Source organism: Stappia sp. ES.058, assembly GCF_900105595.1.
Taxonomy (GTDB): Bacteria; Pseudomonadota; Alphaproteobacteria; order Rhizobiales; family Stappiaceae; genus Stappia.
Genome location: NZ_LT629784.1, coordinates 3,323,586 through 3,350,073 on the forward strand (window position 1 = coordinate 3,323,586; position 26,488 = coordinate 3,350,073).

A 26,488-nucleotide genomic window follows, 5' to 3' on the forward strand; every position below is an offset into this window, starting at 1 on the left:
ACAAGATAGATCGCGGCGTTATAGGCCCGGAAACGTCAAAAATCCAGACGCCGAACCGCAAGCACGTCAAGAAGACGGCAACCAGAACTCCGGCAGCGCCGGGCTGAGCCGCCCGCCAAGCCGCAAGGGTGCCACCGCTTTGGCCAGTCCGGTGCGGTCGTCCGTCTCCACCGCAACGCCGCAGACGGTCGCTTCGCCGAGCGCCGGGGTAAAGCGACCCGACGGGATCTTGCGCAGGAACCGGGAGATCGGCTCGTCCTTTTCCATGCCGAGCACGGAATCATAGTCGCCGCACATCCCGGCATCGCTCATATAGGCCGTGCCGCCGGGAAGGATCTGGTGATCCGCCGTCGGCGCATGCGTGTGGGTTCCCACAACCAGCGTGGCGCGTCCGTCGGCGAAATGCGCCAGCGCCTGCTTCTCGCTCGTCGCCTCGGCATGCATGTCGATGACGACGGCGTCGACCACCTGGCCGAGCGGCGTGCTGTCCAGCAAGGAGTCGATGGCCATGAACGGATCGTCGAGGCTGTCCATGAACACCCGCCCCATGGCGTTGGCGACGAGAACGCGCGCGCCATTGCGGGCGGTGTAGATATTGGCGCCGCGCCCCGGTGCGCCCGGCGGAAAATTGATCGGCCGCAGCAGGCGGTCCTGCCGCCCGATATAGACCAGCGTGTCGCGCTGGTCCCAGACGTGATTGCCGGTGGTGACCACATCGGCGCCCGCATCGAGCACATCCTGGAGGATTTCTTCGGTAATGCCGAAGCCGGCGGCCGCATTCTCGCCGTTGACGATGACGAAATCGAGCGCGTAGGTCTCGACGAGGCCTGGAAGCGCATCGACAGCCGCCTGCCGGCCGCTGCGCCCGACAAGATCTCCCAAAAACAACAGGCGCATGCCTACTCGTGCTCCTTGAATTCCATGAGACCGGCCTCCGTCAGGATCCGGTCCAGCCGCTGGTCGTGGGCCTCTTCCGGAACGGCGTCGGCGCCTTGCGCGGAAAACGCCAGTCCGACCGTGGCCGGGGGCTGTCCCAATTGCCGCGCAATCCGCGCGATTGCGCGGTCGTAATATCCGCGTCCGTAGCCAATGCGCGCGCCGCGCAGATCGAAGGCGGCAAGCGGAACAAGCATGCAGTCGGGAATAAGTTCGTCCGCATCAGACGGGGGTTCCGCCGTGCCGAATCCGGCACGCACCAGAACGGTCTCGCGCGTCAGCCGGCGAAACACAAGCTCGCCCTCTACGATCGCGGGAAGGCAAAGCGAATGTCCCCGCGCCCGCAAGGCATCCATCAGCGGGCGGGGATCGATCTCGTCGCGGATCGGCCAGAAACCGGAGACAATGGCACCTTGGTGAAAATCAAGCGCATCGACATGCGCGACCAGCGCGAGACCGCCTTCGATCCGCACTTGCGGATCAAGTGCGGCGCGCCTGGCAAGGGCGGCGGCGCGAACGGCCGCCTTGCGCGACTGCAGGACATCGCGCGCGGCACCGCCGTCTTCGGTGTGTCCCTTGCGGGATGTGCCGGTCTGTCCGGTGTCGGATGCTGCCGTCACATTGCGCTCGCTTGACGTTTTCTTGCAGACAGACCGGAACGGTCGGAAAATGCGAATGACGTGGCCGCATCAGCCGTTGGAGTTTGCAATCCCGGGAATCCTACTGTGTAGGTGGGCGCCGTGTGCCCAAGCCCACGGGCGAGGGCAGGAACAGCTCCCAAGGGATGCGTAAGGCCCCGGGGATATGTCTCCTGACGAACCGCGCAGCCACGCCAGTCTTGGATATAGGGCCGGCACCGGATCAAACACAACACACGTTTTGTGTTTGGCTGCAAAAATGCAAAACGACCCATGTGTCCCCGGAGAAACGAAGGCCACCGATCCATGCCAGAGGAGCTTCAGGCATCGGATGCGCGCCCCGGCCGGCTCAGCCCCTCCGCCAGCGCTTCGATCCGCTCCGCGGCCTGGGTGACGCGCTCGGCAACCGCTGCTTCGCTTTTTTCTTCCCGCTCGAGCGTGGCGCGGCGCGCCTCGCGCAGGCTTTCCACTTCGTCCTCGAGCGCCTTGAGCCGCCGCTCGCGCTCGGCCAGTTCGTCGGTCACCATGATCCCGGCCATCACCGTCAGCCGCAAGTCGCCGATCTCGCCGAAACTCCCGCGCAACGTATCGATGCAGCCGTCGAAGCGGCGCGCCAGTCCCGTCAGCCGCTCCTCTTCGCCATCGTCGCAGGCCATGCGAAAGCTGCGGCCGTTGATGGTCACGATGATCTGAGCCATTCAGCCTCCTCAGCCGCCGTGCGTTTCAAGAACGGAGCGGATCGATTCCATCGCCGACACCAAACGGCGCGACACTTCACGGTTGGCATCCTCGAGCCGCCCGACGCGCGCTTCCGATGTGTCGAGCGTGGAGGCCAGTTGCGAGCGATCGTCGCCAAGCCGCTGGACCTCCTGCTGGAGACCCGTGACCGACAGGTCGGCCTCCTGACGGCGTTCAACGGCAGCCTCGAGCCGACCAACCGCCCGTGTCAGCCGCTCCAGCGCCGCCTCGACCGGGCGCTGCGCCGATCCCACCCCGATATGTCCCGTCTCGTCCATTGCCATCTTTGCTGTTGTCGCCTCGTCCGCCGACGCCCGGCTTCCCGAAGCCGCTTGCGTGCCGACGCAATCTCAGCGCATCGCTATAGCATCCCTTTGCCGAAGAGGCGAGATCGCCGGCCGCTCGGAAGCGCCGGTTTGGTGGGCATCCGCTTTGTTGACTCCCCGGGGGTTCCTGATATTTGTCGACCCGCCTCGCGAAGACGGCCGGCCGGGCCGGCTTGCAGGCGTGGCAGCGGGCGCGTTTTCATCCTCCCGAATGCAGCCGCCACGATCAATATGACATTCCCCGCGTGGCAATCGCGCCGGGGCGCGAAATCCAGGACTGCAATGCCCTTGCGGCCCCCCGACAGGGACAAACGGAACCTAGCAATGACCGATCTTGAAAAGCACAATCGCATGGCGAATGCGATCCGTTTCCTCGCCGCGGACGCCGTTGAGGCTGCCAAGTCGGGTCACCCCGGCCTGCCCATGGGCGTCGCCGACATCGCGACCGTTCTGTTCACCCAGGTGATGCACTACGATCCGACCTATCCGGACTGGCCGGACCGCGACCGTTTCGTGCTGTCCGCAGGCCACGGATCGATGCTGCTCTATGCGGTGCACTACCTTCTCGGGTCCGAGGACTTCACCCTCGATCAGCTGAAGAATTTCCGACAGCTCGGCGCCCTCACCGCCGGCCACCCGGAACATGGTCACGGCGCTGGCATCGAAACCACCACGGGCCCGCTCGGCCAGGGTCTGGCCAATGCGGTCGGCATGGCGATGGCCGAGCGCCACATGCGCGAAACGTTCGGCGCCGAGTTTGCCGACCATTTCACCTACACGCTGGTCGGCGACGGCTGCCTGATGGAAGGCATCAGCCAGGAAGCGATCTCGCTGGCCGGTCATCTGAAGCTGAACCGTCTCACCGTCATCTGGGACGACAACGGCATTTCCATCGACGGCAAGGTCTCGATCACGGATTCCACCGACCAGCTCGAGCGTTTTCAGGCGAGCGGCTGGGCAACGGTTGCCATCGACGGTCACGATCCGGAAGCCATTGCCTCCGCTTTCAAGACCGCGCGCGAAAACGATCGCCCGACGCTGATCGCCGCCAAGACGACCATCGGCTTCGGAGCGCCCAACAAGGGCGGCACCGAGAAGGTCCATGGCGCGCCGCTTGGCGCGGACGAGCTCGCCGCCACCCGCAAGGCGCTTGGCTGGGCGCATGAGCCCTTCGACGTTCCGAGCGACATCCTCGACGCCTGGCGGATCGCGGGCCTTAGGTCAGGCCAGAAGCGCAAGGATTGGCAGAAGCACCTCGAAGGCACCGATGCCGAAACACGCGGCGAGTTCGAGCGACGCTTGCGAGGCGACCTGCCCGCCGGTTTTGCCAATGCGATAACCGCCCTGAAAAAGCAGATCGCGGCCGACCGCCCGACGATGGCAACCCGCAAGGCATCCGAATTCGTGCTCGGCACCATCAACCAGGCGGTTCCGGAAACGATTGGCGGATCCGCCGACCTGACCGGCTCCAACAACACCCGCACGGCCGAAACCAGCGCGATCACGCCGGACGACTTTACCGGCCGCTATGTTCACTGGGGCATCCGCGAGCACGGCATGGCGGCCGCGATGAACGGCATGGCGCTGCATGGCGGCATGATCCCCTATTCCGGAACGTTCCTGGTCTTTTCCGACTATGCGCGCCCGGCCATGCGCCTTGCCGCGCTGATGAAGCAGCGGGTCATCCATGTGATGACCCATGACAGCATCGGCCTTGGCGAGGACGGTCCGACCCACCAGCCGGTCGAGCATTACGCAGCACTTCGGGCAATCCCGAACCTCGACTTCTACCGCCCCGCGGATGTGACGGAGACGCTGGAGTGCTGGCAACTCGCGCTGGAATCGCGCGATGCGCCGAGCGTGCTGGCGCTCACCCGCCAGAACCTCGCGCCGGTCCGCAAGACCTTCGAGGAGGAAAACCTCTGCGCCCGCGGCGCCTATGTCGTCGCAGACGCGGAAGACACGCCGGCCGCAACGCTGTTTGCCTCCGGTTCCGAGGTCGAGATCGCGCTGGCCGCGCGCGAGGCCCTGGTAGCCATGGGCATCCAGACCCGCGTCGTATCGGTGCCCTGCATGGAGCGTTTCGAGCGCCAGTCGGACGACTATCAGGCCGACGTGATCGGCGGACCGGGCGTCAAGGTCGCGATCGAGACTGGCATCCGTCAGGGCTGGGACCGGATCATCGGCCGGGACGGCGTCTTCATCGGCATGTCGGGTTTCGGCGCAAGCGCGCCCTACAAGGCCCTCTACGAGCATTTCGGCATCACGGCCGACGCCGTGGTGGCAGCAGTAACCGACCGCGTCGGCGCCTGAACGACAGGTACGCGCCCGGCCGGACCGGCGGCGCAGGCATTCCAACCGGCGGGCGCGGCGCCTGCCGGTCGATATTTCGAACACGTCCGCGCGCAGCCAGACACGGCGGCATCCCGCGGGCCGGACTGGACGGCGATTTGCGCCAGGAAAGGGGACACTCACATGACCGTAAAAGTTGCCATCAACGGGTTTGGCCGGATCGGCCGCAATGTTCTGCGCGCCATTGTGGAATCGGGCCGCACCGACATCCAGGTCGTCGCGATCAACGATCTGGGTCCGGTGGAAACCAACGCGCATCTGCTGCGCTACGATTCCGTGCATGGCCGCTTTCCCGCCACGGTGACTGTCGACGGCGACACGATCGACGTGGGACAGGGTCCGATCAAGGTGACCGCGATCCGCGACCCGAAGGAACTGCCCTGGGGCGAGCTTGGCGTCGACGTGGCGCTGGAGTGCACCGGCATCTTCGCCGACCGCGACAAGGCCGCCGTGCACCTGGAGAACGGGTCCAAGCGCGTTCTCGTGTCCGCGCCGGCCACCAATGCCGACAAGACGATCGTCTACGGCGTCAACCATGACAGCCTGACCAGCGCGGACATGGTCGTGTCCAACGCGTCCTGCACCACCAACTGCCTGGCACCGGTCGCCCATGTCCTCAACGAGGCCATCGGCATCGAGACCGGCTTCATGACCACGATCCACTCCTACACGGGCGACCAGCCGACGCTGGACACCATGCACAAGGATCTCTACCGCGCGCGTGCAGCCGCGCTGTCGATGATCCCGACGTCGACCGGTGCCGCCAAGGCCGTCGGCCTGGTGCTGCCGGAGCTGAACGGCAAGCTCGACGGCGTGTCGATCCGCGTCCCGACGCCGAACGTCTCGGTCGTCGACCTGAAGTTCGTCGCCCGCCGCGCCACCACGGTCGAGGAAGTCAACGAGGCCATCCGCACGGCGGCCAACGGCAAGCTGAAGGGCGTCCTCGGTTTCACCGACGACAAGCTCGTCTCGACCGACTTCAACCACGATCCGCATTCCTCCATCTTCCACATGGACCAGACCAAGGTGATGGACGGAACGCTGGTGCGCATCCTGACCTGGTACGACAACGAGTGGGGCTTCTCCAACCGCATGTCGGATACGGCCGTGGCGCTCGCCAAGACCATCTAGGACGACAGATGGAGATCCTCGGATTTCGGATACCGGGCATCTTCGTTTTTCTGGGAGCCTTTGCGCTTCTCGGGTTCGGTTTCTATCGTCTCCACCGGAAATCGGACCCGACCCATGCGGAGCGCCGCAAGATGTGGCACCCGGCTACGGACCAGGCCAGGGCCGGGACTGTCCGCAACCACTCCGGCGGCGGGGCCGACCCCTGACGGAAGGGTAGGACGTCTCGGACAGCCCGCCATTTGCCAGCCCCGACCGGGCCGACCTTACGGAACCTACGAAAATGAGCAGCTTCAAGACCCTCGACGATCTTGACCAAATCGCCGGAAAGCGTGCGCTCGTGCGCGTCGACCTGAACGTTCCGATGGACGGCAATCGGGTCACCGACACGACCCGCATCGACCGTATCCTGCCGACCCTGCGCGAGCTGTCGAAAAAGGGCACCAAGACGATCCTGCTCGCCCATTTCGGCCGCCCCAAGGGCAAGCCGGTGCTGGAAATGAGCCTTGCCCCCGTCGCTGCGGCCCTCACCGAGCGCCTCGGGGCACCGGTCGCCTTTGCCGCCGACTGTGTCGGCGAGACGGCGCGCGTGGCCGTCGACGCCCTGAACGACGGCGATTGTTTGCTTCTGGAAAACACCCGCTTCCATGCGGGCGAGGAAGCCAATGACGACGCCTTCGCCGACGACCTGGCGACGCTCGGCGATCTCTACATAAACGATGCCTTTTCCGCCGCGCACCGTGCCCATGCCACCACCGAGGGGCTTGCCCGTCGCCTTCCCGCCTATGCCGGACGCACGATGCAGGCGGAACTCGAGGCGCTTGAAAAGGCCCTTACGACACCGAAACGTCCGGTCATGGCCGTCGTTGGCGGCGCCAAGGTCTCCTCGAAGATCGACCTGCTCGCCAATCTGGTGAAAAAGGTCGACACGCTGGTGATCGGCGGCGGCATGGCCAACACCTTCCTGGCCGCCCAGGGCAAGGATGTCGGCAAGTCGCTGTGCGAACACGACCTGGCCGACACGGCGCGTTCGATCATGAACGAGGCGGAGACCGCCGGCTGCGACATTCTGTTGCCCACCGATGCCGTGATTGCTCGCGAATTCAAGGCCGGCGCGACCAACGAGACGGTCGGCGTCGACGCGGTTCCCGCCGATGCTATGATCCTCGACGTGGGGACGCAGACACTCTCCGCCATCAAGGCGAAGATCGATGCCTCCGCGACGTTGGTGTGGAACGGCCCGCTCGGCGCCTTCGAGATCGCACCGTTCGACACGGCGACGGTGAGCGCCGCACGCTATGCCGCGGCCCGCACCAAGAACGGTCCGCTGATCACAGTCGCCGGTGGCGGTGATACGGTCGCGGCCCTCAATCACGCCGGTGCGGCGGACGACTTCTCCTATGTCTCGACCGCCGGCGGTGCATTCCTGGAATGGATGGAAGGCAAGACCCTCCCGGGCGTCCTGGTTCTCGAGCGTTAAGCCTTTTGTTGATCCCCTCGCGCCGCGGCTTCTCAAGCGCGGCGCTTTTGATTAAAAGCCGCAGCATCGCGCGGAAACAGCGGCAATAAGAAAAGGACCGAACGGATGAGTGAGCGTCTCGAGGACATCGCCGAGGCCATCGTGGCTCCCGGCCAGGGCATTTTGGCGGCCGACGAAAGCACCGGCACCATCAAGAAGCGGTTCGACCAGATCGACACCGAGAACACCGAGGACAACCGCCGCGACTATCGCGAGATGCTGTTCCGCGCCGATGCGGCGATGACGGACCATATTTCCGGCGTCATCCTGTTTGACGAGACACTGCGCCAGAAGGCCGCCGACGGCACCCCGCTGGTCGAGCTGATCCGCAAGGCCGGCGCCGTTCCCGGCATCAAGGTCGACAAGGGCGCCAAGCCGATGGCGGGCTTTCCGGGCGAGACCGTCACCGAGGGCCTCGACGGCTTGCGCGAGCGGCTGGAAGAGTACCACGAACTCGGCGCCCGCTTCGCCAAGTGGCGCGCGGTGATCGATATCTCCGAGGACGACGGGCTGCCCTCGTCGACCTGTATCCAGGCCAATGCCCATGCGCTCGCCCGCTATGCGGCACTGTGCCAGGAAGCAGGCATCGTCCCGATCGTCGAACCGGAAGTGCTCATGGACGGCGCCGCCGCCAGCCATGACATCGAGACCTGCTACGAAGTGACCGAGTGGACACTCAACACGGTGTTCGCCGAGCTGTTCCAGATGGATGTCATGCTGGAAGGCATGATCCTGAAGCCGAACATGATCGTTCCGGGCAAGAACGCTGCCTTCCAGGCAGCACCCGAGGAGGTCGCCGAACTGACGCTGCGCTGCCTGAGCTCGACCGTGCCGGCCGCCGTTCCGGGCATCGCCTTCCTGTCGGGCGGCCAGTCGGACGAGCTTGCCACCGAGCACCTCAGCTTGATGAACGCCTCCGGCAACCTGCCGTGGAAGCTGACCTTCTCCTACGGTCGTGCCTTGCAGCAGTCCGCGCTGCAGGCATGGCGCGGAAAGACGGAAAACGTCGAAGCCGCTCAGGCCGCCTTCGCGCATCGCGCCCGGATGAACGGCCTCGCCGCCAGGGGCGAATGGTCAAAGACGCTCGAAACCGCCTGACGCCTAGCCGGACGCAGCGTTGTCGCTTGCGTCATGCAACGAACGGGAGGGACAGTTTTGCCCCTCTTTTGCCGTGATCGGCCGCCATCTCTCCTGATTGAGCGATGACCGATCGCCCCGCGTCTCTGGCGAACCGGAAGGACGAGCGACGTGCACCCGCGCCTCTATCTGATCTCACCGATCGACCTCGATCCGGACAGCTTTCCGTCAGTTGTGGAAGCCGCGCTTTCCGGCGGCGATGTTGCCTGCCTGCTGATTGCCGAGGGTGATTGGGGAGAAGCCACCTACCAGAAAATCGCCGAACAGATCGTCCCGATCGCCCAGGCCGCAGGCACTGCCATCCTGCTCCAAAACGACACCCGCTCCGCCGGGCGCGCCCGCGCCGACGGCGTGCATGTCGACGCCGGCTCGGAGACCCTGTCCGGGGCGCTGGAAACGTTTCATCCCAACGGCATCGTCGGCGTTGGCGATATTCGCACCCGCCACGATGCGATGCGGGTGGCGGAGCTGGGCGCGGACTATGTGTTCTTCGGCCTGATCGAACGCAGCGAGGATGGCGAGGTTCATCCAAAGACGCTTCAATTCGCCGACTGGTGGTCGGAACTGTTCGAAACCCCTTGCGTCGCGCTCGCCGGCAGTGCCTTCTCAGGGATCGAAACCTGTGCCGCAACCGGCGCCGATTTCGTGGCCGCCCGCGGCGCGATCTGGACCCATCCGGACGGCCCGGCGGCGGCCGTGGCCGCGGCGAACGAGATACTGGCCCAATACACGCTGTCCAATTCGGAAGACGGATGACCAAACACGCCACACCGGGAATCCGAGCGCTGACGTTGGCGGCGATGCTTGCCACGGTGCTGCTTTCCGGCGGCGCGGCACTTGCGCAATCGGGCGAGCCGCCGGAGGTCTCTCCGCCGCAGACGGCGCCGCTGGAACGGGACCCCGCAGCCGGCCCCGCGACACCGCCACTGGTCGGCACCGCCTCCGAACTCCAGGCGAAGATCGACGGACAGGAGCCGTTGCCAAGCCCCGTGGGAACGCGCCCGCCGCTGCCGCTCCCAGTTGAGGGCGAATCCATCGACTACGCCTATGGCGCGTTCCAGCGGGGCTGGTATCTGACCGCGCTCTCGCTTGCCACCCCACGCGCCGAAGAGGGCGACACCGCAGCGCAAACGCTTCTCGGCGTTCTTTATGAAACCGGACGCGGCCTGCCGCAAAATGCCGGGAAGGCGGCGAGTTGGTATTCGCTCGCGGCGGAAAACGGCGACATCAAGGCCGCGCTGCGCTACGGCCTGCTTCTGCTCAATGGCATCGGCGTTGCCCAGGACAAGGAAAAGGCGGGCGACATGTTCAAGATCGCCGCCGACGCCGACGTACCGGAAGCGATCTACAATCTCGCCGGATTGTACCGGACCGGCGAGGGCCGTGCGTACAATCCCGACAAGGCGCTGGAGTTGCTCCAGAAGGCCGCTGATCTCGAGGACATGGACGCGCAGTTCGAACTCGCGCAATTCCGTCTCGACGGACCCGCGGATGTGCGCGACGAGGCCCGCGCCGCGTTCTGGATGGGCCGCGCCGCGCGCCAGGGCCATGTCGGCGCGCAGGTTCGCTACGCCATCCTGCGCTTCAACGGTCGCGGCGTCGATCCGGACGAAACCGAGGCCGCCGACTGGTTCGAACGGGCTGCGACCTCGGGAAATCCCGTCGCCATGAACCGTCTGGCGCGGGTCTACGGCTTCGGTCGCGGACGCGACGTCGATCTGGAGAAGGCTGCCGGCTGGCACCTTGCCGCACGCGGGCTGGGTGTTTCGGACCTGCAGCTCGACGGCATCCTGGCCGGGCTGGCCCCTGACGCCCTGGCGGCGGCGGAAGCCTTCGCCAAGGATTACGTCGCCGATCCGACGGCCGCACCGGATGGCGGTCCCATTCCCTGAAGCGGCGTTTCCGGCCTTTTTGCTTGATTGGCGACCGGAAGTGTGGTGCACAGGCCGCGCATCAGGAACCATGCGGCAAGGTCGCGATCCGCGCGGCGAAGGACACCGACCCGGCACAGGGTGCCGAAACGGGGTCTTGCGCGCGCAATCAGCCCTTGCGTTCATTCACAGTCAGCGTCCGCCCCGTCGTGCGACAGGTTCGGCGGCGCGGAAACCGGCAGACGAGCTCGAAGTCATGAAAATCAACGGCAATGAAATCAAACCCGGCAATGTGCTTCAGCATCAGGACACGCTCTGGGCCGTCGTCAAGACGGACCATGTAAAGCCAGGCAAGGGCGGCGCCTTCGCCCAGGTGGAGATGAAGAACCTCATCGACGGCCGCAAGCTGAACGAGCGCTTCCGCTCCGCCGACAAGGTCGAGCGCGTCCGCCTCGAGCAGCGCGATTTTCAGTACCTGTACCCGCAGGACGACATGCTGGTGTTCATGAACACCGAGACCTACGAGCAGATCGAGCTGCAGGCTGATTTCGTCGGCGAACGTGCGGCCTTCCTGCAGGACGGCATGATGGTGACCCTCGAAATGCACGAGGAACGCCCGATCGGCATCACGCTGCCGCAGTATGTGACGCTGGAAATCACCGAGGCCGACGCGGTCGTCAAGGGCCAGACGCAATCGTCCTCCTACAAGCCGGCCATGCTGGAAAACGGCGTGCGCGTGATGGTGCCGCCGTTCATCACCGCCGGCGAGCGCATCATCGTCGACACCGAACTGGTGGAATACGTCAAACGCGCCGACTGATCGACCCGCCAGCGCATCGACTGCCGGCGACGGAGACAATCCATCGTCCGCCGGCGGTCCCCAAGTGAACCCACGTTTCCGGGCCCGGTCTCGCCGCCCGCACGTCTTCAGGAACCGCGATGTCCCGCTCAGCCATTCTCAATGTCATGGTCCAGGCCGCAATCAAGGCCGGGCGGAGTCTCGCCCGCGATTTCGGCGAGGTGGAAAACCTGCAGGTCTCGCGAAAGGGTCCGAGCGACTTCGTTTCCGCCGCAGACCTGAACGCCGAGAAGATCGTGCGCGCCGAGCTGCAGAAGGCCCGCCCCGACTACGGCTTCCTGATGGAAGAGGCGGGCACCATTCCCGGTGACGACCCCCAGCATCGCTGGATCGTCGATCCCCTCGACGGCACCACGAACTTTTTGCACGGCATTCCGATCTTCAATGTCTCCATCGCGCTCGAGCGCGACGGCGTAATCGTCGCTGGCGTGATCTACAACCCGGCAATGGATGAACTCTACACCGCCGAGCGGGGTCGCGGTGCCTTCATGAACGATCGTCGTCTCCGGGTTGCCGCGCGCAAGGCGCTGCCCGACTGCGTGATCGCGACGGGCATTCCTTTCCTGGGCGTTGGCGACCACGCCCGCTCGCTCAAGGAAATCCGCCAGGTGATGGGCGAAGTTGCCGGTCTGCGCCGCTGCGGCGCAGCCGCCCTCGATCTCGCCTGGACGGCCGCGGGACGTTTCGACGGCTTTTGGGAACACGGTCTTTCTCCGTGGGACATGGCAGCCGGTCTCTTGATGGTGCGCGAGGCCGGCGGGTTCGTCACGGACATCAAGGGCGGTGAAAAGATGTTCGAGACCCGGTCGATCGTTGCGGGGAATGAGGCCGTTCAGGGCCAGTTGCGAAAGCTTCTGGCGAACGCAGACGACTGAGCCGACACGCCCGCACGAATTACGGCTTTTCACACAAGGGACAATCGCGCTATCAAGGGCGCGTCTCGAACAGGGGAGTCGACAAGCCATCATGGCGCGCGCCTATGATCCGTACAGCCTGTCCAGTCCCTGGGTCTATCTGATCCGGATGATGATTTTCCTGGCGGTGGTGGCGTTTCTCGCCCTCATCCTCTATCGCCAGATCGCGACCGCTTTCATGAGCAATCCAGGCCTCAACGGCCTGATCCTCGCCACGGGGCTGATCGGTATTCTGCTTGCGATCCGTCAGGTCATCCGCCTGATGCCGGAGGTCAACTGGGTCAACGGGTTCCGCCTCGGCGATCCGGGCATCGAGGTTCGGCGCCCGCCCGTCCTGCTGGCGCCGATGGCGACGCTTCTGGGCAATCGCGCGGGCGAGACGATGCTCTCGCCGGCCACAACCCGCTCGATCCTCGATTCCATCGGCATGCGCCTCGACGAAGCCCGCGAGATGGCGCGCTACCTCACCGGTCTGCTCGTCTTCCTCGGCCTGCTCGGGACCTTCTGGGGCCTGTTGCAGACGGTCGGCTCCGTCAATGTCACGATCCAGAGCCTGGACGTCGGCTCGGGCGACGCCAATGTGATCTTCGAGGATCTCAAGGCGGGTCTTGAAGCCCCGCTCTCGGGCATGGGCACCGCGTTTTCCTCATCGCTTTTCGGTCTCACGGGTTCGCTCGTGCTCGGCTTCCTCGACCTTCAGGCAGGCCAGGCGCAAAACCGTTTCTACAACGAGCTTGAGGACTGGCTGTCCACGCAGACTGACATCGAACCGGAAGACGGCGCAGGTGGCGGATCGGGAATGGCCGAATTGCGCTTCGCCATCGACAATCTGCGCAAGGCGGTGGCCGACGGCAGCGGCGGCGCGGGCCGCAATGCTGCTGTTGCGATGGCCAATCTGGCCGAAGGCATTCAAGGGCTGGTGCAGCACGTGCGCAACGAACAGCAGATGATGCGCGAATGGGCGGACGACCAGTCCGTCCAGCAAAAGCGGATCGAGGAGTTGCTGAAGTCGATGTCCCGCGCCTTCGAGCGCATCAAGGACGACAAGAGTTGAGCGGACCGGAAAGGACGGGCTGATCATGGCCGGCTCACGGCTCAGACGGCGCGATGCGCGCACCGACTATTGGCCGGGCTTCGTCGACGCCATGGCGTCGCTCCTGCTGGTGATCATCTTCCTGCTGTCGATTTTCGTGCTTGCCCAGTTCTTTCTGGGCCAGCAGCTCTCCGGGCGCGACACGGTGCTGAACCGCCTCAATGCACAGATCAGCGAGTTGACGGAGCTGCTTGCGCTGGAACGGGCGAGCGGGCGCGACCTGGAAGATACGATCGCCTCCCTCACCGCCAATCTCAACGATGCACAATCCGAGCGCGACAGGCTGGCCGGCCTGCTTGACGCGTCCGCCAACCAGGCCGATCAGGCCGGAGGGGCCGTTGCGACGCTGGAGACCGCGCTCGACGCGGAAAAGCGGCTGTCCCAGCGCGCGCTGTCCCAGGTCGAACTGCTCAACAAGCAGATCTCCGCCCTGCGCCGGCAGATCGGCGCGCTGGAAGCCGCACTGGAAGCCTCGGAAAGCCGCGACCGGGAGAGCCAGACCAAGATCGCCGATCTCGGCCGCAGGCTGAATGTGGCGCTGGCCCAGCGCGTACAGGAATTGTCGCGCTACCGCTCCGATTTCTTTGGCCGGCTCCGCGAGATCCTGTCGCAACGCTCCGATATCCGCGTCGTCGGCGACCGTTTTGTCTTCCAGTCCGAGGTCCTGTTTTCCTCTGGTGAGGACACGATCAACCCGGCGGGCGAGGCCGAGCTCAAGAAACTCGCCGACGCGGTCCAGGAGCTTGCCGTCCAGATCCCCGACGAGATAAACTGGGTGCTGCGTGTCGACGGCCATACCGATGCCCGTCCGCTGTCGGGCACGGGGCGCTTCCGCAACAACTGGGAGCTGTCGGCGGCACGCGCCATTTCCGTCGTGCGCTACCTGATCAACCAGGGCGTCGACCCGGAACGCCTGGTCGCCGCAGGCTTCGGAGAGTTCCAACCTCTCGAGGACGGCGACGACCCCGAAGCGCTGGCCCGCAACCGCCGCATCGAACTGAAACTCACCGAGCGCTGAGCCCCCGCGCCGGCGCGAAAAAAGCCGCCCCGGAGATCCGGCGCGGCTTGTCTCAGACTGTGCCACCAAAGGCGTGAAGAGCCGCGGCTCCTCAGCTCTTGTCGGTGGGTTCTTCGTCCTTGGCCGCTTTGTCAGCGTCCTTTTCGACGGCATCGGGTACCTTGGCGATATCGCCGTCATCGTCCGTTTCGGACGTGCTTTCCTCGCCTGCGTCGGCAACGGGTTCGGCATCGCTCTCGGCGTCCGCTTCCACGTCACTCTCCGACGCATCCGCATCTCCGGCGAAGGGATCGGCAGGCACCTCTGCATCGTCCGCGGGAGCCGCGCCGCCGTCCTTGAGCGAATTCAGCCTTGCGAAAACGGCATCCGCGTCGATTTCCTCTTCCTTCGGCTGCGTCGGCGCCGGACGGGCAAAGGCGGCTGCCATCGCATCTTCCGACGTCGTCTCGTCGACCGGCAGAAGAGTGGACTCGACCTCGGCTTCCGGCTTCGGCGGCAGGTTCTTCGAGGCTTTCTCGACTTCCATGTCGAGCTCGATCTGGCTGCTCAGGCCAAGCGTGACCGGGTCCATCGGCGTCAGTTGCGCCGAGTTCCAGTGCGTGCGCTCACGGATCGCCAGGATCGTCGGCTTGGTGGTGCCGACCAGACGCATGATCTGGGCATCTTTCAGTTCGGGATGATTGCGCACCAGCCACAGGATCGCATTGGGTCGATCCTGACGACGCGACACCGGCGTATAGCGCGGACCCTTGCGCTTGGTTTCCGGCACGCGGGTCTTGGCTTCCTGCAGCTTCAACCGGTAGCCGGTGTTGGCTTGCGCCTTGTCGATTTCCTCACGGCTGAGCTGGCCGGTCATGACCGGGTCGAGCCCCTTGATCCCCTGTGCGGCCTCGCCGTCCGCGATGGCCTTGACCTCAAGAGGGTGCAAGTTGCAGAAGTCTGCAATCTGATCGAAGCTCAGGGACGTGTTGTCCACCAGCCACACGGCCGTTGCCTTGGGCATCAAGGGAGGCGTTGCCATGGGTAAAATCCTCCTGTGCGCTTCGCCAGGTCCCAAGCTTTCGCAAGGCGGCTGGCAAAGCCGAAATCATGTCACTTTGACGGGGAACTTGCAGGCTTATACGCGCTTCGTGCCCCGAAATCAAACACGGATCAGGGCGCGGCGCCGGTCAAAAGCACGATTTTTCCGATGTGACCGGAGCTCTCCATGCGCGCATGTGCCTTCGCGGCATCCTTTAGCGCAAACGTCGAATCCATCACCGGTTGGATCTCGCCCCTCTCGATCAGCGGCCAGACGTTCTTTGCCAGTTTTTGCGCGATCGCAGCCTTGAAGGCGGGGTCACGCGGACGCAGGGTCGAACCGGTGTGCGTCAGACGCTTCACCATCAGGCGCGCGAAATTCACCTGCTCGCTCACCCCGTTCAGCGTGGCGATCTGGCAGATGCGCCCCTCGACCGCCGCCACCTTCCAGTTGCGCTCAACATAATCGCCGCCGACCATGTCCAGGATCACATCGACCCCGCGCTTTTCAGTGATCTCGAGGATCTCCGACACGAAGTTCTGGCGGTTGTAGTCGATCACGTGATCGGCTCCGAGCGCGCGCGCCGCCTCAGCCTTTTCCTCCGAGCCGACCGTGGTGAACACCCTTGCCCCGAAGGCCTTTGCAAGCTGGATCGCGGTCGTCCCGATCCCCGACGTGCCGCCATGCACCAGAAAGCTCTCACCCGCCGTCAGGCCGACCCGGTCGAAGACATTGCTCCAGACCGTGAAGAATGTTTCGGGAAGCGCAGCGGCCTGCGTCAGCGTAAGGCCCTGGGGCACGGGCAACACACACCCGGCATCGGCGACCACATATTGCGAATAGCCGCCGCCGGACACCAGCGCGCAGACGGCATCGCCTTCCGCAAGACCCTCGACGTGCGGCCCGAGGCCGACAATCGTTCCGGCAACCTCCAGGCCGGGGATGTCTGTCACGCCGGGAGGCGGCGGATAGGCGCCCTTGCGCTGCATCACATCCGGCCGGTTCACCCCGGCGGCGGCCACCGCAATCAGAACCTGCCCCTCGCCCGGAGAAGGCACCGGACGGTTTTCCGCGGCAAGCACGTCGGGTCCTCCCGGGCTCTTGAAGCCGATTGCCGTCATCATGCGCTCGGTGGTGCTCATCGCTGCCTCCAGGGTCTGAAAAATCGCGTACCGACCGGTTTACGCATTCCCGCCATCCCTGACAATTGACGCAGGACCGGAAAGCCGGAACAATTGATCTCTGACTGGGCAAGCTGACGGGAGATCGCAAGATGGCGGCCAATGAGGAAAGCGCACGTCCGCTCACGGCGCCGGTCGTGCTCGGCGAAGACCTGTCCCGGCTGTCCGAACAGGAGTTGGCGGAGCGGATCGCCCTGCTCCAGGCGGAGGTCCTGCGGGTGACCGCGGAGCGCGATGCCCGCGGTGGCGTTCGTGCGGCAGCGGATGCCGTATTCCGCAAATAGAGACATCAATAAACGCTGACGAACTCAATGCGCTTGTCTCACGGCGACGCAAGGTGACCCATTTCAGGTCATTAAAATTTTACTCATTTACCGTTTATTAAGCTTTCCAAATTATAACTTTGTATATCCAGTCATCTGGATTTCGAGTGGCTCCTGTCCACTCTGTTTGACGCCTCCCTGTTAATGACTTCGAGCCGCGTTCGTCGCGGCTCTTTTTTTGTGCCGCGCTTCGGTGTATCCCGGGGACGGACACAGGAGGATCGTGGCCTCCTCCCCTTGGCACACCGTTTGCGAAGTGACCTTAGACGTCACAGCACACGGCCCATTTCGGGACAGCATGCACCGGACTGAAACCGGGCATCGCCCAATCCGGGCCGCCAATGCGACAAGACCCACGAGTTTACAGGAGGCACAGGCGCATGACGGACCGGAACACTCGGACCTTCCAGGGCGGCCCCATCGATTTCGTCGACAGGCTTGCCAATTCGGAGATGTTTTCTGCGCTGTTCAGCGACGGCATGGCGCTGGTGGAAGAGACAGCCGCCTATCTGGATGGCGACGGTCGGGTGGAATCGAAATCGCTGCCGCGCGCGGCATCGCTCGCCTATGCGACCGAATCGATGCGCCTGACCACCCGGCTGATGCAGATGGCCTCATGGCTATTGCTGCAGCGCGCCGTGAACGAGGGCGAGATGTCTTTCGAACAGGCGGGCAACGAAAAGAACAAGGTTCGCCTCAACACATTGGCCTCCAGCCAGGGCGGACCCGGCTGGGACGAGCTTCCCGCACAGCTTCGCGACCTGATCGACCGCTCCGTGCGCCTTCAGGAGCGCATCCTGCACCTCGACCGGATGATCTATGAGGCCAAGGACCGGGCGCCGACGCCGGTGCCGGGCGAAAACCCCGTCGCCGCGCAGCTCAATGTGCTGACCGCCGCCTTCGGCCAGAACCGCCCGTCATGAACCGAGTGTCCTGAACCGACGCCGTCACACACCCGCCCGTCGATGCGCCGGCGGGTGGCGGTTTCTGGCGAACATTCGTTCTTCGTGCCACGGCAGACATGAAAAAACCCCGGCTTCTGGCCGGGGTTTTTCGTTTTCGCACAAGCGCCGCAGAAGCGGCCATTTCGGCTCAGTTGCCGAGGAAGCCCGCGTATTTGTTCTTGAAGCGCGACACGCGGCCGCCACGGTCCATCAACTGACGGTCGCCGCCGGTCCAGGCCGGATGCGTGCGCGGATCGATATCCAGCTGGAGCGTATCGCCCTCTGCGCCATAGGTGGAGCGCGTGTGAAACTCGCTGCCATCCGTCATCACCACCTTGATCGAATGGTATGCGGGATGAATGTCTTTTTTCATCGTTAGTCCCCGTGCCTGCGGCTGACACCGGCCCTGGGGAGGCTCGGCGCGTCTGGTTGATCTCTGCTATACCGCGACAATCCGAAGAAACACGCGCCGCGCCCGGCGATGCCGACCTCTACCGTGTTTCGAGTGGATGTGCGGTTCTCATGGGCTGAGCCGACGACCGGCCCAGGACCCGAAACCCTGATCGCGTGCCTATACCCGATACGCACGGCGAAAACAAGGGCGGGGTTGCCGCTCCCGGGCTCGAAGCCCGCGGGCCGATCGTGCCAGCCATTCGCGGACGCGAAAACGCCGGTGCGGCCAAACGCCGGCATAGAGGCGCTTGGCCTTGGCATACCGATCCGGTTATGGTCCGCTCAAGATCCGGCGCGGACGACGCCGCAAGACCGAAAAGACGTTTCACGGAGAAGAGAGACAGCGTGTCCCGCTATGGTTCATCAACGGCTCCCCAACGGGCCGGAAAACGCGACATCCGGCCGCTTGCCGAATTGCTTCCCTATGTTGCGCGCTACAAGCTGCATGCCACGCTTGCCCTGCTTGCGCTTTTCGGCGCATCGGCAACCACACTGGTGCTGCCCGTCGCCATCCGCCGGATGATCGATTTCGGCTTCGGCGCCGACGATCCCTCGCTGGTGAACAACTATTTCGCGGTTCTGATTGCCGTTGCCGCCGCCCTCGCCACCTTCTCGGCCCTGCGCTACTTCCTCGTCACCTCGCTCGGCGAACGCATCGTCGCCGACGTGCGCGCGGATGTATTCTCGCATCTCGTGCATCTGTCGCCGGCCTATTTCGACAAGGCCAGATCGGGCGAAATGATCTCGCGCCTTACCGCCGATGCGACCCAGGTGAAATCCGCGGTCGGCGCCAGTGCCTCCATCGCCATGCGCAACATGATGATGTTCCTCGGCGCGTCCGGCATGATGGTCGTCACCAGCCCGCGCCTGTCGCTCTTCGTGCTCGGCGCCATTCCGGTGATCGTGCTGCCGCTGATCGCCTTCGGCCGCTCCGTGCGCCGACGCTCGCGCCACGCGCAGGACACCCTGGCCGATGCCTCCGCCTATGCCACGGAGGTACTCGGCGCAATCCGCACGCTCCAGGCCTTCACCAACGAACGCCATGCCGGCGGGCGCTTCTCGTCCTCGGTGGAAGAAGCCTTCCGGGCAGCCCGAACCGCCATTCTGGCCCGCGCGCTCCTCACCGGCTTCGCCATCTTCGTTATCGCCTCCAGCGTGGTGACGGTTCTGTGGGTCGGCGCGAGCGATGTCTTTGTCGGCCGGATCACCGCCGGCGAGCTCGGCCAGTTCCTGCTCTACTCGATCTTCGCCGCCGGCGCGCTCGGCGAAATGAGCCAGGTCTGGGGCGAGATCTCGCTCGCCGCCGGCGCGGCCGAGCGTCTTTCGGAAATCCTCCAGATCAAGCCGCAGATCGCGGCGCCGCCGGCACCCGCAAAACTGCCGAAACGCATGGACGGCGCGGTACATATCGACAGCGTGTCGTTTTCCTATGGCGCCGAGGCAAACCTTCCCGTGCTCGACGGGATCGACATCGACATATCGCCCGGCGAAACGGTCGCCGTGGTCGGCCCCTCCGGCGCCGGCAAGTCGACGCTGTTTCACCTCTTGATGCGTTTTTACGATCCGACTTCGGGCACCATCCGCATCGACGGGTTCGATTTGCGCGATTGCGACCCGGTCGACATCCGTCGCCATATCGCACTGGTGCCGCAGGATACGACGGTCTTTGGCGCGACGATTGCCGAAAACATCGCCTTCGGGCGCGCCGATGCCAGCCGCGAAGAGATCGAGGCGGCGGCCGTCGCGGCCTCGGCGGACGAATTCGTCCGCGCGCTCGAAAAAGGCTACGACACGCCGGTCGGCGAACGCGGCATCACCTTGTCGGGCGGCCAGCGCCAGCGTATCGCCATTGCGCGCGCCATCCTCAAGGATGCGCCGATCCTGCTGCTCGACGAGGCGACAAGCGCGCTCGACGCGGAGAACGAAACGCTCGTGCAGGCAGCGCTGGAGCGGTTGATGGAGGGACGCACGACGCTCGTCATCGCACACCGTCTCGCGACCGTTTTGAAATCCGATCGGATCGTGGTGATGGACGGTGGGCGCATCGTGGAAACCGGACGGCACGAGGATCTGGTCGCGCGCGGCGGGCTCTACGCGAAGCTTGCAAAATTGCAGTTCGAGACCGGCGCGCGCGCGTTCTCCGACACCGGGTCCGAACGCTCCGCAGCCGAATAGCGGCACGTGTCCCGGACCGCGGTCCTCAACCAAAAAAGCCGGCCAAATGGCCGACTTTTTCGTGACCGTGCCGCAGGCTCAGTCCTGGTCGGCAACCGGGACGGTGTAGTTCAGCGGCAGGCGCCCGCCATCCGCATAGATCGTCTGGCCGGTGATGTAGCTTGCATCGTCGGAGGCGAGGAAAGCGGCAACGCCGGCAATTTCCGACGGCTCGCCGACGCGGCGCAGCGGCGTGCGCGACAAAACCCGCGCCTTCGCGGCCGGGTCGGAATTCACCGAGGCGAGCATCTCGGTCATGATCGAGCCCGGGCCGATGCCGTTGACGCGAATGCCATACTCGGCAAGCGACAGCGCCGCCACCTTGGTCAACTGGTTCAACCCGCCCTTGGAGACCGAGTAGGGCACCTGGTTGGGGATCGCGAACACAGCATTCACCGACGACATGTTGATGATAGAGCCGGGCGTACCGCCCTCCTTGACCCTGTCGACCATGTGGCGCGCAACCGCCTGGCTGCACAGGAACGCGCCCTTCAGGTTGACGGAGAGAACCCGGTCGAAATCGGTCTCGTCGAGATCGAGGAAATCCGCGCCGACGACAATGCCGGCGTTGTTCACGAGAATGTCGATATCGCCATAGGCATCGAGCGTCGCGGCGACGAGATTGCGCACGTCGAGCTTCTCGGCCACGTTGCAATGGACGAAAAACACGTCGCCAAGCGCCTTGAGCTCGGCTTCCGCCGCTTCGCCGCGGGTTTCGTCCTGATCCGCGATGACGACCTTCGCCCCGTCCGTGACGAAGCGCTTCGCGATCGCGAAACCGATGCCGCCAGCCGCGCCGGTGACGATGGCTACCTTGTTTTCCAGGGACACTGGGATCCTCGTTTGTGGCGTTGTCGATATCGTGACTGTCCAGCCAAGCCGGACATCGCCGCGACCATAGGCCGGGGAAACCGGCCTGTCGATGGCCCGGATCCCACCGGTGCACGGCCCCGCCCGCAGACGCCTGAGGACGCTACGTCAAGTCGCGGCCGCACGCCCGGTCGGACTGTCACACCGCGAGACCGCGCGCTTTCAGCGCTTCCTCGATTTCAACGAGAATCGCCGGGTCGTCGATCGTTGCCGGCACCCGAACGTCCGTCCCGTCGGCGATCTGGCGCATGGTGGCGCGCAGGATCTTGCCCGAGCGCGTCTTCGGCAGGCGCTCCACCGTGATCGCCAGCTTGAAGGCCGCCACCGGGCCAATCTTCTGGCGCACCAGTTTGACCAGTTCCGCCTCGATCTCCTCATGCGGTCGGTTGACACCGGCCTTGAGCACAGCGAACCCGCAGGGTGCCTGCCCCTTCAGCGTATCGACCACGCCGATCACCGCACATTCGGCGACATCCGGGTGGCTGGCCAGGACCTCCTCCATCGCACCGGTGGAAAGCCTGTGTCCGGCGACATTGATGATGTCATCGGTGCGCGCCATGATGAAGAGATAGCCGTCCTCGTCCATGACGCCCGCGTCCGCTGTCTTGTAGTAGCCGGGGAATTCGTCGAGATAGGCCTTGTGGAAGCGCTCCGGCGCTTGCCAGAGCGTGGGCAGACAGCCCGGAGGCAACGGCAGCTTGACCACGACGTTGCCCAGCGTCCCGGCCGGCACGGGATGGCCCGCATCGTCCAGAACCTGAACGTCATAGCCCGGCATCGGAACCGTCGGCGAACCGTGCTTGATCGGCAGGAGCCCGAGCCCGAGCGGATTGCCGACGATGGTCCAGCCGGTTTCCGTCTGCCACCAGTGGTCGATCACCGGGACCCCGAGCTGATCCTCCGCCCATTGCAGCGTGTCGGGATCGGCACGCTCGCCGGCCAGGAAAAGGGACCGGAAACCGGCAAGGTCATAGTCACCGATCAGTTCTCCGCGCGGATCTTCCTTCTTGATGGCGCGAAATGCGGTCGGCGCGGTGAAGAGGCTTGCCACATTGTGCTCGGAGATCACCCGCCAGAACACGCCCGCATCGGGCGTTCCCACCGGCTTGCCTTCGAAGACAATGGTGGTCGCCCCCTGCAACAACGGCGCATAGACGATGTAGGAATGGCCGACGACCCACCCCACATCGGACGCCGCCCAGAACACCTCTCCCGGCTCGATTCCGTAAATGTTGGTCATCGACCACTTGAGCGCGACCATATGGCCGCCATTGTCGCGCACGACGCCCTTTGGCTGCCCCGTGGTTCCGGATGTGTAGAGAATATAAAGCGGGTCCGTCGCCTTGACGGGCACACACGACACGGTGCGCCCCTCCGCAAGTGCTTCGTCCATCAGCACGCCGAGGTCATGGTCGCGGCCGTCGGTCAGCACCGCCTTCGACTGTTCGCGCTGCAACACGAAACAGTTGGACGGCTTGTGAACGGACATGTCGATCGCTTCGTCGAGCAGCGGCTTGTAAGTCACCACGCGGCCCGGCTCGATGCCGCAGGACGCGGCGATGATCGCGGTCGGCTTGGCGTCGTCGATGCGGGTTGCAAGCTCGTTCGCGGCAAAACCGCCGAAGACGACCGAATGCACCGCGCCCAGGCGCGCACAGGCAAGCATCGCCATCACGGCTTCCGGGATCATCGGCATGTAGATGATGACGCGGTCACCCTTGGCAACGCCCTGGTCGCTCAGGACGGCGGCCATCGCGTTCACCCGTTCCAGCGTCTCCTCGTAGGAATAGACGGCCTTGGCGCCGGTGATCGGGCTGTCGTAGATGATCGCCGGCTGGCCGGGACGCCCGCGCTCGACATGCCGGTCGAGGCAATTGTAGCAGGTGTTGCACTCCGCGCCGGCGAACCACTGTCCGTAGTCGCCAAGCGTCTCGTCGAACACCTTGTCCCAGGGCTTGATCCAGTCGATCTCGCCGGCGGCCTCCGCCCAGAAGCCGTCCGGGTCGCGTTTCCAGCCCTCATAGACCTCGTGATAGCGGCTTGCCATCTGACGTTCCTCCCTGTTCCTTGCGCCGGCGGATTCCGGCCCGGAGATCTCCGCTGCCGGATCGTTGCCGACGATGCGTCTCCTGCCCATAGGCATCGTATGTGCCGCCAGACGCCGGGGAAAGGCAAGACTTCGGCGCTTAAGACATTCGGAGATCGGGAAGTTTGCGTATGGGCGCGATTCGGACGGTTTCGCGGCAGCAAGTCCCGGACCCCAAAGCGAAAACCATCTCCGCCGATGCAGGTGACACCGGCTCTCTCAAGGCCTATGACAACGCGAACGCCCCCGCGCCGAGACCTTCATGACCCCGATCACCGACCCCCTGTTCTACGCCTTTGCCATTCCCGCCGTCATCATGGTCGGCCTCGCCAAGGGCGGATTCGGCGGGCCGCTGTCGCTGCTCGGCGTGCCGTTGATGAGCCTCACCATCGCGCCGGTGCAGGCTGCGGGCATCATGTTGCCGATCCTCGTCGTGATGGACATGGCCGGGCTGTTCGCCTACCGCGGCATATACGACACGACGAGCCTGAAGATCCTGCTTCCGGCCGCGATCGTCGGCATAGCGATCGGCTATTTCACCGCCGCCTTCGTCAGCGAGGCCCACGTCCGTCTGCTGATTGGCGTCGTGGCGATCCTCTTCACGCTCAACGCCGTGGCCGGTGCGCGTGCCGGGGCCGAGCCGCGTCCCCAGCGACCCTGGCTCGGACGCTTCTGGGGCACGATCTCCGGCTTCACCAGCTTCGTCAGCCATGCCGGCGGACCGCCCTATCAGATCTACATGCTTCCGCTGCGCCTCGATCCGGTGCGCTTTGCCGGCACATCCGTGATCTTCTTCACCACGGTGAACGCGATCAAGCTGATCCCCTATGCCGCCCTTGGTCAGTTCGCGGCGCAAAACCTTGCCACATCAGCGGTGCTTTTACCGCTCGCGCCACTTGCAACGCTGGCCGGAGCCTGGCTGGTGAAGCGGATCCAGCCGGGGATCTTCTACAAGATTACCTATGCGGGCGTCGGCATTATCGGGATCAAGCTGTTCTGGGACGGACTGAGCGCGCTCTTGGGCTGAGGCCTTGAGACCATTGCTGTTGATCGCATGACGCTTTGCCGCTTTGATGGCGCGTGAAACGGCGACCGGATTGCGGACCTGCCGGAGACTCGGAGGACAGAATGGCCGAAAGCGGCAGCCCCTACACACGCGATCTCGACAAGACGCAGGCAAACCACACGCCGCTGTCGCCTCTCAGCTTCCTTGCGCGCGCCGCAAGCATCTTTCCCGATCACACCGCCATCGTTCACGGAACGGCCCGCACCTCCTATGCGGACTTCTATGCCCGCAGCCGCCGTCTCGCCTCCGCCCTTGCCGCGAGAGGCATCGGCAAGAACGACACGGTCACGGTGATCCTCGCCAACACGCCGCCGATGCTGGAGGCCCACTACGGCGTGCCGATGACCGGCGCCGTCCTGCACTCCCTCAACACCCGCCTCGATGCGGCCATCATCGCCTTTCAGCTCGACCACGCAAACAGCAGGGTCGTGATCACCGACCGCGAGTTCGCCCCGGTGATGAAGGAGGCGCTGGAGCTCGCCGAGGTGTCGCCGCTGGTCATCGACTATGACGATCCCGAGTTTCCCCAGGACGGAGACCGGCTCGGCGCGCTCGACTACGAGGCCTTCGTGACGGGCGGCGATCCCGCGTTCGACTGGTCGCTGCCGGCGGACGAATGGGACGCGATCGCGCTGAACTACACCTCCGGCACCACCGGAAATCCCAAGGGCGTGGTCTATCACCATCGCGGTGCCTATCTGCTGGCCCAGGCGAACATCCTGACCGCCGGCATGGCCAAACACCCGGTCTATCTCTGGACCCTGCCGATGTTTCACTGCAACGGCTGGTGTTTTCCCTGGTCGATGTCGGTCGTGGCCGGAACCCATGTCTGCCTGCGTCAGGTGCGGCAAAAGCCGATCTGGGATGCGCTGGCCGACGAGGGCGTGACGCATCTGTGCGGCGCCCCCGTGGTGATGTCGACCATCCTCAACGCCGCGGACGCCGACAAGCGCGACCTCGGCGGGCGCGTCGTCGATTTCTTCACAGCCGCCGCGCCGCCGCCGGAATCGGTGCTCGCCGCAATGAAGGAGGCGGGCTTCAATGTGACCCACCTTTACGGCCTGACCGAGGTTTACGGCCCCGCCGTCGTCAACGACTGGAAGCGTGAATGGAACGCGCGCCCCGCGGCCGAACAGGCTGCGCTGAAGGCACGCCAGGGCGTGCGCTACGTCGCGCTGGAAGACCTCACCGTCCGCGATCCGGAAACCATGGAAGAGGTCCCGGCCGACGGCGAGACACTCGGAGAGGTGATGTTTCGCGGCAACGTGGTGATGAAGGGCTATCTGAAAAACCCGGAGGCGACGGCGGAGGCCTTCGCCGGCGGCTGGTTTCATTCCGGCGACCTCGGCGTGCTTCATCCCGACGGCTACATCCAGCTCAAGGACCGCTCCAAGGACATCATCATCTCCGGCGGCGAGAACATCTCCTCCATCGAGGTGGAGGAGGTGCTGTTCAAACATCCGCAGGTGATCGCGGCCGCTGTCGTCGCGCGCCCGGACGAGAAATGGGGCGAAACGCCTTGCGCTTTCGTCGAGCTCAAGGCCGGCGCCAGTGTAACGGCGGATGATCTCATCGCCTTTTGCCGGGAACGCATGGCGCGTTTCAAGGCGCCGCGCCATGTCGTCTTCACCGAACTGCCGAAGACATCCACCGGCAAGATCCAGAAATTCGTTTTGCGCGAGATGGCCAGGTCCGTGTAGCGGACCCCGATACGCCCACGCCTTAAACGACAAAAGCCGCGGCCAGGCCGCGGCTTCTGATGTCGTTCGGCAGGACAGGCCTGCAAGACTCGCGTCAAGAG

24 protein-coding genes, 1 other RNA gene and 1 pseudogene are annotated in these 26,488 nt (G+C 64.8%); 16 read left to right on the forward strand and 10 right to left on the reverse strand.

Annotated features, from left to right (window positions below; genetic code table 11):
- Positions 1-66: 66 nt before the first annotated feature.
- From BLU32_RS15430 to BLU32_RS15450, 5 genes are all read right to left on the reverse strand, one after another.
- The gene (locus BLU32_RS15430) at positions 67-897 is read right to left on the reverse strand and encodes a TIGR00282 family metallophosphoesterase (protein ID WP_093808402.1); all 831 of its coding nucleotides are present in this window, start codon (positions 895-897) and stop codon (positions 67-69) included.
- Between the two features lie 2 nt (positions 898-899).
- A complete protein-coding gene (locus BLU32_RS15435; protein ID WP_244501716.1) occupies positions 900-1,556 on the reverse strand; it encodes a 5-formyltetrahydrofolate cyclo-ligase in 657 nt (218 codons plus the stop codon).
- Between the two features lie 57 nt (positions 1,557-1,613).
- Positions 1,614-1,769: non-coding RNA, 6S RNA (gene ssrS / locus BLU32_RS15440), on the reverse strand.
- Positions 1,770-1,894: 125 nt separating this feature from the next.
- Complete coding sequence (locus BLU32_RS15445) at positions 1,895-2,272, reverse strand: cell division protein ZapA (RefSeq protein WP_093808404.1); 378 nt, start codon at positions 2,270-2,272, stop codon at positions 1,895-1,897.
- A gap of 9 nt (positions 2,273-2,281) precedes the next feature.
- Entirely contained in the window at positions 2,282-2,590 is a 309-nt protein-coding gene (locus BLU32_RS15450; protein ID WP_093811117.1) for a DUF4164 domain-containing protein, read from the reverse strand.
- A gap of 372 nt (positions 2,591-2,962) precedes the next feature.
- Here BLU32_RS15450 and tkt point away from each other — a divergent pair, with 372 nt between their 5' ends.
- From tkt to BLU32_RS15505, 11 genes are all read left to right on the forward strand, one after another.
- The gene (gene tkt / locus BLU32_RS15455) at positions 2,963-4,951 is read left to right on the forward strand and encodes a transketolase (protein ID WP_093808406.1); all 1,989 of its coding nucleotides are present in this window, start codon (positions 2,963-2,965) and stop codon (positions 4,949-4,951) included.
- 162 nt (positions 4,952-5,113) lie between these two features.
- Positions 5,114-6,121 (forward strand): type I glyceraldehyde-3-phosphate dehydrogenase, encoded by a 1,008-nt coding sequence (gene gap, locus BLU32_RS15460; protein ID WP_093808408.1) that lies wholly within the window; start codon positions 5,114-5,116, stop codon positions 6,119-6,121.
- A gap of 8 nt (positions 6,122-6,129) precedes the next feature.
- Positions 6,130-6,327, forward strand: a complete 198-nt coding sequence (locus tag BLU32_RS22020) for a hypothetical protein (RefSeq protein ID WP_093808410.1) — start codon at positions 6,130-6,132, stop codon at positions 6,325-6,327.
- 74 nt (positions 6,328-6,401) lie between these two features.
- Complete coding sequence (pgk, locus tag BLU32_RS15470) at positions 6,402-7,598, forward strand: phosphoglycerate kinase (protein ID WP_093808412.1); 1,197 nt, start codon at positions 6,402-6,404, stop codon at positions 7,596-7,598.
- 105 nt (positions 7,599-7,703) lie between these two features.
- Entirely contained in the window at positions 7,704-8,735 is a 1,032-nt protein-coding gene (locus BLU32_RS15475; protein ID WP_093808414.1) for a class I fructose-bisphosphate aldolase, read from the forward strand.
- A gap of 150 nt (positions 8,736-8,885) precedes the next feature.
- Positions 8,886-9,530, forward strand: a complete 645-nt coding sequence (locus tag BLU32_RS15480) for a thiamine phosphate synthase (protein WP_093808416.1) — start codon at positions 8,886-8,888, stop codon at positions 9,528-9,530.
- Positions 9,527-10,666 carry a tetratricopeptide repeat protein gene (locus BLU32_RS15485; RefSeq protein WP_093808418.1) on the forward strand — a complete coding sequence of 380 codons (1,140 nt, stop codon included), beginning with the start codon at positions 9,527-9,529 and terminating at the stop codon, positions 10,664-10,666. Before BLU32_RS15480 ends, BLU32_RS15485 begins: the two co-directional genes overlap by 4 nt.
- A gap of 235 nt (positions 10,667-10,901) precedes the next feature.
- Positions 10,902-11,465 (forward strand): elongation factor P, encoded by a 564-nt coding sequence (efp, locus tag BLU32_RS15490; RefSeq protein WP_093808420.1) that lies wholly within the window; start codon positions 10,902-10,904, stop codon positions 11,463-11,465.
- Positions 11,466-11,584: 119 nt separating this feature from the next.
- The gene (locus BLU32_RS15495; protein WP_093808422.1) at positions 11,585-12,379 is read left to right on the forward strand and encodes an inositol monophosphatase family protein; all 795 of its coding nucleotides are present in this window, start codon (positions 11,585-11,587) and stop codon (positions 12,377-12,379) included.
- A 91-nt stretch (positions 12,380-12,470) separates the two neighbouring features.
- Entirely contained in the window at positions 12,471-13,472 is a 1,002-nt protein-coding gene (locus tag BLU32_RS15500) for a flagellar motor protein MotA (RefSeq protein ID WP_093808424.1), read from the forward strand.
- A 25-nt stretch (positions 13,473-13,497) separates the two neighbouring features.
- Positions 13,498-14,529, forward strand: coding sequence for a peptidoglycan -binding protein (locus BLU32_RS15505; RefSeq protein WP_093808426.1), 1,032 nt, complete (start codon positions 13,498-13,500; stop codon positions 14,527-14,529).
- Between the two features lie 307 nt (positions 14,530-14,836).
- Here BLU32_RS15505 and BLU32_RS15510 read toward each other — a convergent pair.
- A pseudogene (locus BLU32_RS15510) lies at positions 14,837-15,550 on the reverse strand (DUF1013 domain-containing protein); the annotation flags it as partial.
- A gap of 131 nt (positions 15,551-15,681) precedes the next feature.
- A complete protein-coding gene (locus BLU32_RS15515) occupies positions 15,682-16,692 on the reverse strand; it encodes an NAD(P)H-quinone oxidoreductase (RefSeq protein WP_197673623.1) in 1,011 nt (336 codons plus the stop codon).
- A gap of 131 nt (positions 16,693-16,823) precedes the next feature.
- Between BLU32_RS15515 and BLU32_RS15520 the strand changes: the two genes are divergently transcribed.
- On the forward strand, positions 16,824-17,015 hold the full coding sequence (locus BLU32_RS15520) for a DUF1192 domain-containing protein (RefSeq protein ID WP_093808430.1): 192 nt from the start codon (positions 16,824-16,826) through the stop codon (positions 17,013-17,015).
- A gap of 419 nt (positions 17,016-17,434) precedes the next feature.
- Positions 17,435-17,977, forward strand: coding sequence for a DUF1465 family protein (locus BLU32_RS15525; protein ID WP_093808432.1), 543 nt, complete (start codon positions 17,435-17,437; stop codon positions 17,975-17,977).
- 169 nt (positions 17,978-18,146) lie between these two features.
- Here the strand turns inward: BLU32_RS15525 and rpmE are convergent, their stop codons facing one another.
- Positions 18,147-18,371 carry a 50S ribosomal protein L31 gene (gene rpmE / locus BLU32_RS15530; RefSeq protein WP_093808433.1) on the reverse strand — a complete coding sequence of 75 codons (225 nt, stop codon included), beginning with the start codon at positions 18,369-18,371 and terminating at the stop codon, positions 18,147-18,149.
- 353 nt (positions 18,372-18,724) lie between these two features.
- On the opposite strand from rpmE, the gene BLU32_RS15535 reads away from it, so the two are divergent.
- Positions 18,725-20,626 carry an ABC transporter transmembrane domain-containing protein gene (locus BLU32_RS15535; protein ID WP_093808435.1) on the forward strand — a complete coding sequence of 634 codons (1,902 nt, stop codon included), beginning with the start codon at positions 18,725-18,727 and terminating at the stop codon, positions 20,624-20,626.
- A gap of 78 nt (positions 20,627-20,704) precedes the next feature.
- On the opposite strand, the gene BLU32_RS15540 is transcribed toward BLU32_RS15535, so the two are convergent.
- A complete protein-coding gene (locus tag BLU32_RS15540) occupies positions 20,705-21,496 on the reverse strand; it encodes an SDR family NAD(P)-dependent oxidoreductase (RefSeq protein WP_093808437.1) in 792 nt (263 codons plus the stop codon).
- Between the two features lie 178 nt (positions 21,497-21,674).
- Positions 21,675-23,582, reverse strand: a complete 1,908-nt coding sequence (locus tag BLU32_RS15545; RefSeq protein ID WP_093811121.1) for a propionyl-CoA synthetase — start codon at positions 23,580-23,582, stop codon at positions 21,675-21,677.
- A gap of 301 nt (positions 23,583-23,883) precedes the next feature.
- On the opposite strand from BLU32_RS15545, the gene BLU32_RS15550 reads away from it, so the two are divergent.
- Entirely contained in the window at positions 23,884-24,648 is a 765-nt protein-coding gene (locus BLU32_RS15550) for a sulfite exporter TauE/SafE family protein (protein WP_093808439.1), read from the forward strand.
- Positions 24,649-24,749: 101 nt separating this feature from the next.
- Positions 24,750-26,387: an acyl-CoA synthetase gene (locus BLU32_RS15555; protein WP_093808441.1), complete on the forward strand. Its 1,638-nt coding sequence runs from the start codon at positions 24,750-24,752 to the stop codon at positions 26,385-26,387.
- Positions 26,388-26,488 lie beyond the last annotated feature (101 nt).